5 protein-coding genes are annotated in these 5,190 nt (G+C 55.7%); 4 read left to right on the top strand and 1 reads right to left on the bottom strand.

Annotated features, from left to right (window positions below; translation table 11 throughout):
- A partial coding sequence (locus C0623_07210) for an ABC transporter ATP-binding protein (GenBank protein ID PLY00548.1) occupies nt 1-1,521 on the bottom strand: 1,521 nt, incomplete at its 3' end.
- 121 nt (nt 1,522-1,642) lie between these two features.
- Between C0623_07210 and C0623_07205 the strand changes: the two genes are divergently transcribed.
- The 4 genes from C0623_07205 (at nt 1,643) to C0623_07190 (ending at nt 5,107) form a co-directional block, all read left to right on the top strand.
- A complete protein-coding gene (locus tag C0623_07205) occupies nt 1,643-2,878 on the top strand; it encodes an MFS transporter (GenBank protein ID PLY00547.1) in 1,236 nt (411 codons plus the stop codon).
- 238 nt (nt 2,879-3,116) lie between these two features.
- The gene (locus C0623_07200; protein ID PLY00546.1) at nt 3,117-3,464 is read left to right on the top strand and encodes an HNH endonuclease; all 348 of its coding nucleotides are present in this window, start codon (nt 3,117-3,119) and stop codon (nt 3,462-3,464) included.
- Nucleotides 3,461-4,429: a UDP-N-acetylenolpyruvoylglucosamine reductase gene (locus tag C0623_07195; GenBank protein ID PLY00545.1), complete on the top strand. Its 969-nt coding sequence runs from the start codon at nt 3,461-3,463 to the stop codon at nt 4,427-4,429. Before C0623_07200 ends, C0623_07195 begins: the two co-directional genes overlap by 4 nt.
- Before the next feature lie 18 nt (nt 4,430-4,447).
- The gene (locus tag C0623_07190; protein PLY00544.1) at nt 4,448-5,107 is read left to right on the top strand and encodes a thiopurine S-methyltransferase; all 660 of its coding nucleotides are present in this window, start codon (nt 4,448-4,450) and stop codon (nt 5,105-5,107) included.
- Nucleotides 5,108-5,190: the final 83 nt, after the last annotated feature.

Raw genomic sequence — 5,190 nt, 5'->3', positions numbered from 1 at the left:
GCTTTTCGGCTTTTCCCGCACTTTTTCGTTCGGCGCCGGTGGCCGCTGGCGCAACCAGTCGTCGTAACCACCGACATATTCACAGACCCGGCCATCTCCTTCAAAGGCGATCGTGCTGGTCACGATCTGGTTGAGAAAGGAGCGATCATGACTGACCAGGAAGAGGGTGCCGTTAAAATCAGCCAGCATTTCTTCAAGCAGATCAAGTGTTTCAAGGTCGAGATCATTGGTCGGTTCGTCGAGAATAAGCAGATTGGCCGGACGGGTAAACAGCCGAGCCAGCAACAGCCTGTTCTTTTCGCCGCCGGAAAGGATGCGGACCGGCGTGCGGGCCCGGTCAGGAGTGAACAGGAAGTCCTGAAGGTAACCGATGACATGCTTCTGCTGATCACCGACCATGACCGTATCCTGATCGCCCGCGAGATTCTGCTGGACTGTTTTGTCCGGGTCGAGTTGCTCACGTAGTTGGTCAAAGTAGATGGCCTGAAGATTGGTGCCGAGTTTGATCGTCCCGGATTCGGGATCGAGCTCACCGAGCAAAAGTTTGAGCAGGGTCGACTTGCCGGCCCCGTTCGGTCCGATAATGCCGATCCGGTCACCGCGCATGATCGTTGTTGAAAAATTGTCAATAATGATCTTCTCATCATAGGCAAAGCTGATATTGTCGATATCGGCTACAAGCCGACCGCTTTTGTCCGATTCGAGCAGGTTGAGCTTGCTGGTCCCGAGCCGTTCGCGGCGCTGCCGGCGTTCTTCGCGCATCTTCTTGAGGGCCCGCACGCGGCCTTCGTTACGGGTGCGACGCGCCTTGATCCCCTGACGAATCCATGTTTCCTCTTCGCCCAGTTTTTTGTCGAAACGCTGCCAGTCAACCGCTTCGGCATGCAGCAGCTCTTCCTTGCGCTGCAGAAACGTTTCGTAGTCACAGGAAAAGTCAAACAGCCGCCCGCGGTCGATTTCAACGATCCGGGTGGCGAGGCGGCGCAGGAAGGCGCGGTCATGAGTAACGAAGACCAGAGTAATTCCGGAACGGAGTAAAAACTCTTCAAGCCAGTTGATCGATTCGATATCAAGATGGTTGGTCGGCTCGTCAAGCAGCAATATGTCAGGTTCGGTTGCCAGCGCCCGGGCCAGAAGCAGCCGGCGCAACACCCCGCCGGAGAGGTTGGCGGCCGGAATCTCCGGGTCGAGTTTGAGGCGGGAAAGGACCTGGTCAACGATTTGTGGTGAGCTGTCTCCCGATTCCGGAAGACCGCTGGCGACAACATCGTAGGATGTTCCCTGGATCTTCTGTGGAATCTCTTGTGATAAAAGTGCAACCCGCAAACCCTGTTGCCGGTCAATTGCACCGGCGTCCGGCAAGAGCATGCCGTCGATCAGCTTCAGCAAGGTCGACTTGCCGGTGCCGTTGCGGCCGAGCAGGCAGATGCGGTCGCCTCTATCGATCTGCATCGAAACGTTTTCGAAGAGGGGTGGCCCGCCGAACGCGAGCTCGATATTTCGTAAACTGATCAGGGCCATCGTGGGAGACAAAATATGCGGCTAATGGTTTCAGGTCAAGGATTAATGGTCTTTCCTTTAACCTTTTATCTTGATCCGCTCTCCTGTATTCTGTGGTTTCAATTCCCAGCGGAAAGACGCTATGTCCCGATTCAATCAAAAGATCCCGTTTCATTACGGCTGGCTGATCGCTTTTTGCGGTTTCCTCACGCTTTTTTCCTGCCTCGGGCTGGCCCGGTTTGCTTACGGCATGTTGCTTCCATCAATGCGCGCCGGGCTCGACCTTGCTTATAGTCAGATGGGTTTTATCAGCACCGGAAACTTCAGCGGGTATCTGTTGTCGGTTGCCCTGGCGCCATTGGCCATCCGTAAATTCAGACCACGCAGTACGATCGTCTTCGGTCTTTTGCTGATCGCGTTCTGTATGTTCGGCATCAGCCGGGCTGATGCCTTCACGTCGGTTCTGGTGTTGTACACCCTGATCGGGGTCGGTAGCGGCTTTGCCAATATTCCGGCGATGGTTCTGGTCGCACACTGGTTCCGTCGACAGCGCCGCGGCCGGGCGGCCGGGGCGATGATTATGGGCAACGGTTCGGCGATTGTCTTTGCCGGCTACGCGGTGCCGTTACTGAGTGAGTTGCAGGGAGGGGCCGGCTGGCGTAGCGGCTGGCTGATGATTGGAATGATTTCCCTGCTGATTGCCGTTATCGTTGGGTTTCTTTTGCGGAATGATCCGGCCGACCTCGGGCTTGAACCGGTCGGGCAGGTCGAGCCGATCAATGAACAGGAACTGACAGAAGGCAGGGCGCCGAGCGGCGGCAAGATTGTCACCTGGCTCGGCCTGATTTACCTTGTTTTTGGCGCAACCTACGTTATTTATGGCACCTTCATCGTAACCACCATGGTCGATGAATATTCCTTCAGCGAAGCCCGCGCCGGCTTCTACTGGTCCTGGGTCGGACTCTTTTCTATCTTTTCAGGGATCGGTTTCGGTACTTTGTCGGATCACATCGGTCGGAAGAAGGGGCTGGCAACGGTCTATGTTATTCAGACGATCGCCTATGTCCTGGTCGGTTCCGGCATCGGCAGTGCCGCCCTTGTGGTATCGATTGTTCTTTACGGGCTGTCGGCGTTTGCCATCCCGACAATCATGGCGGCGGCGGTTGGTGATTACCTCCCGATTTCGCAGGCGGCAGCCGCGTTCTCGGCGATTACTTTTTTCTTTGCCGTCGGTCAGACTGTTGGGCCGGCTGTCGCCGGGATCCTCGCCGAGTCGAGCGGCACCTTCTCGATCAGTTACCAGTTGTCGGCGGCCTTGACGGCACTGGCGGTGGTGATGTCAATATTGTTGCCACGGCCCGGCTCCGGCGGCCGTTGAATGCAGAAAAGCCGATCCGGAGGAGGCAACCGAATCGGCTTTTCTACAGTTTTTTACTCATTGAGAAGAAGGTAGTCATCGGACCGTCTGCCACAACGGGCCTTTGATGGTTCACAGACTACGTGAGTTTTAAAACTAAAAACAGGTGAGGTCCCGTATAAAAAAGTTGCATCCTGTTCGGTTCGGGACTGTGCATTTGTACAGTTCGTTGGCGGGTCATGATGGATGTGCAAGGAGGATGACATTGTCACGTTCGAGCCGACCGCGCCGGCCGGTCAGGAAAAAACTGAAGAGCCCGGAGGAGATTGATGAGCTGGTCCGGCAGATGCGGTCGGATGGTTCCGGCATGTCGAATTATCGCGAACGATCCCTGAAAATTCATGGACTGATCTGCGCCAAATGCGGCCGCGAGTTTGACACCGAGAATTTACAGCTGTTGACTGTTCACCACAAGGATGGTAACCACAATAACAATCCACCCGATGGCAGCAACTGGGAGAATCTCTGTGCCTATTGCCACGAAGACGAACACAGCCGGTCCCTGCTTGGCGATTACCTGTCCGGCCAGGATGAAGATTTAAAATGACCTTGCCTGATGTGAATCATAACGAGAAATTGGAAGAGCTGGTTGCTCTCGATATTGGTGATCGTGTTTTCAACGCCCCGTTGAGTGATCAGAGCAGCTGGCGGATCGGCGGACCGGCTGATCTGCTGGTTGAACCGGCGTGCCCGAAACAGGTCGAAACCGTTATTAAATATGCTTCTCGGCGGAATGTACCACTGTTGGTGATTGGACAGGGAACCAACCTGCTGTTTGCCGACGCAGGGTTGCGTGGCATCGTTCTGAAAATTGGCCGCAATATGTCGCACCTGTCGATCAGCGGCAACCGCATTGTTGTCGGAGCTGGTCTATGGGTACCGCAGCTGGCGCGCAAGGCGATGCTGGCCGGTCTGTCCGGTCTCGAGCACACCATTGGAATTCCCGGGACCATCGGTGGCCTGGTGATGATGAATGGCGGCAGTCATCGTAAGGGAATCGGTGAAAATGTTGTACGGGTCACGGCGGTTGACCGTGACGGTGCCCTGGTGCAACTGAGTCGGGAAGAGTGTGCTTTTTCCTATCGCCATTCAGCCTTGCAGGAGCGCGGCTCTGTATTGGTCGAGATCGAACTTGAATGTCCTTTTGGCGATTCCAGACAGATTCGTCAGGAGATGCTCGTTGACCTGCGTGAGCGGCGGCGGAAGTTTCCCCGTAAACAGCCGAACTGCGGGTCTGTGTTTCTCAGCACTGCAGAGATGCATGCGACAGTCGGTCCACCCGGGAAAATCATTGAAGAGGCCGGGCTTAAGGGTGAGCGCATCGGTCGGGCCGAGGTTTCACACCGACACGCCAACTTTATTGTCAACCTGGGCGGTGCCACGGCCGCCGACGTCCTGAAGTTGATCGCACATATCCGGAAAAGGGTGTCCGAAAAAACAGGGTTCGACCTCAGGTGTGAAGTCCGTTATGTCGGTTCTGACGGCCGGATTCTCCCGGCTGATCAGGTTTGATCCTGGTATAATTCTGTTATGGATCATGATTTCTGGATAGAGCGCTGGAGCCGCGACGAAATCGGCTTTCACATGGATGAGCGCCATGAGTTCCTGCATCAGTATTATCACCGGCTGCACGTCGGACCGGAAACAGTTTTTGTACCGCTTTGCGGCAAGTCGCCTGATCTTCTCTGGTTACGCCAACAGGGGGCGAAGGTCCTCGGAGTTGAGTTGAGTGAACTTGCGGTCCGGGCCTTCTTCGCTGAGAACGGTCTTGATGCTGAAATCGACGAGAGCGGAGCAATACCGCGATTTCACAGCGCCGGGATAACCCTTTTCCAGGGCGATCTTTTCCAGCTTTCACCGGATGATTTTCGGCATGTCCGGGCTGTTTACGATCGGGGCTCACTGGTTGCGTTGCCGCCGCCGATGCGCCGCGAGTATGCCGATTTTCTCTGTCGGAGCCTGCCGATCGACAGCCGAATTCTCCTGGTCGGTTATGATTACGATCAGGCAGAGCTTCCCGGGCCGCCGTTCGCGGTGCCGCTGCCTGAGATCGAACAGCTTTTCGGCACGACTTTTCAGCTGGAACTTCTCGCCCAACATGACGCCCTGCCGAGCCACCATCTTCTCCGCCAGCGCGGTCTGACCAGGCTGATCGAATATGCCTGCCTTCTGATCCACCGTTCTACCTGATTGAACGGCCGGTGCATCCTTCGGTAAATATGCGATAATTGTAATGATCCTGGAGGTTCGATGCAGCCGCGATCCGTTGCAAT

This window comes from Desulfuromonas sp., assembly GCA_002869615.1.
Lineage (GTDB): Bacteria > Desulfobacterota > Desulfuromonadia > Desulfuromonadales > UBA2294 > BM707.
The sequence above is the reverse complement of the archived record's forward strand: the minus strand, read 5'-3'. Positions and strand labels throughout refer to the sequence as shown.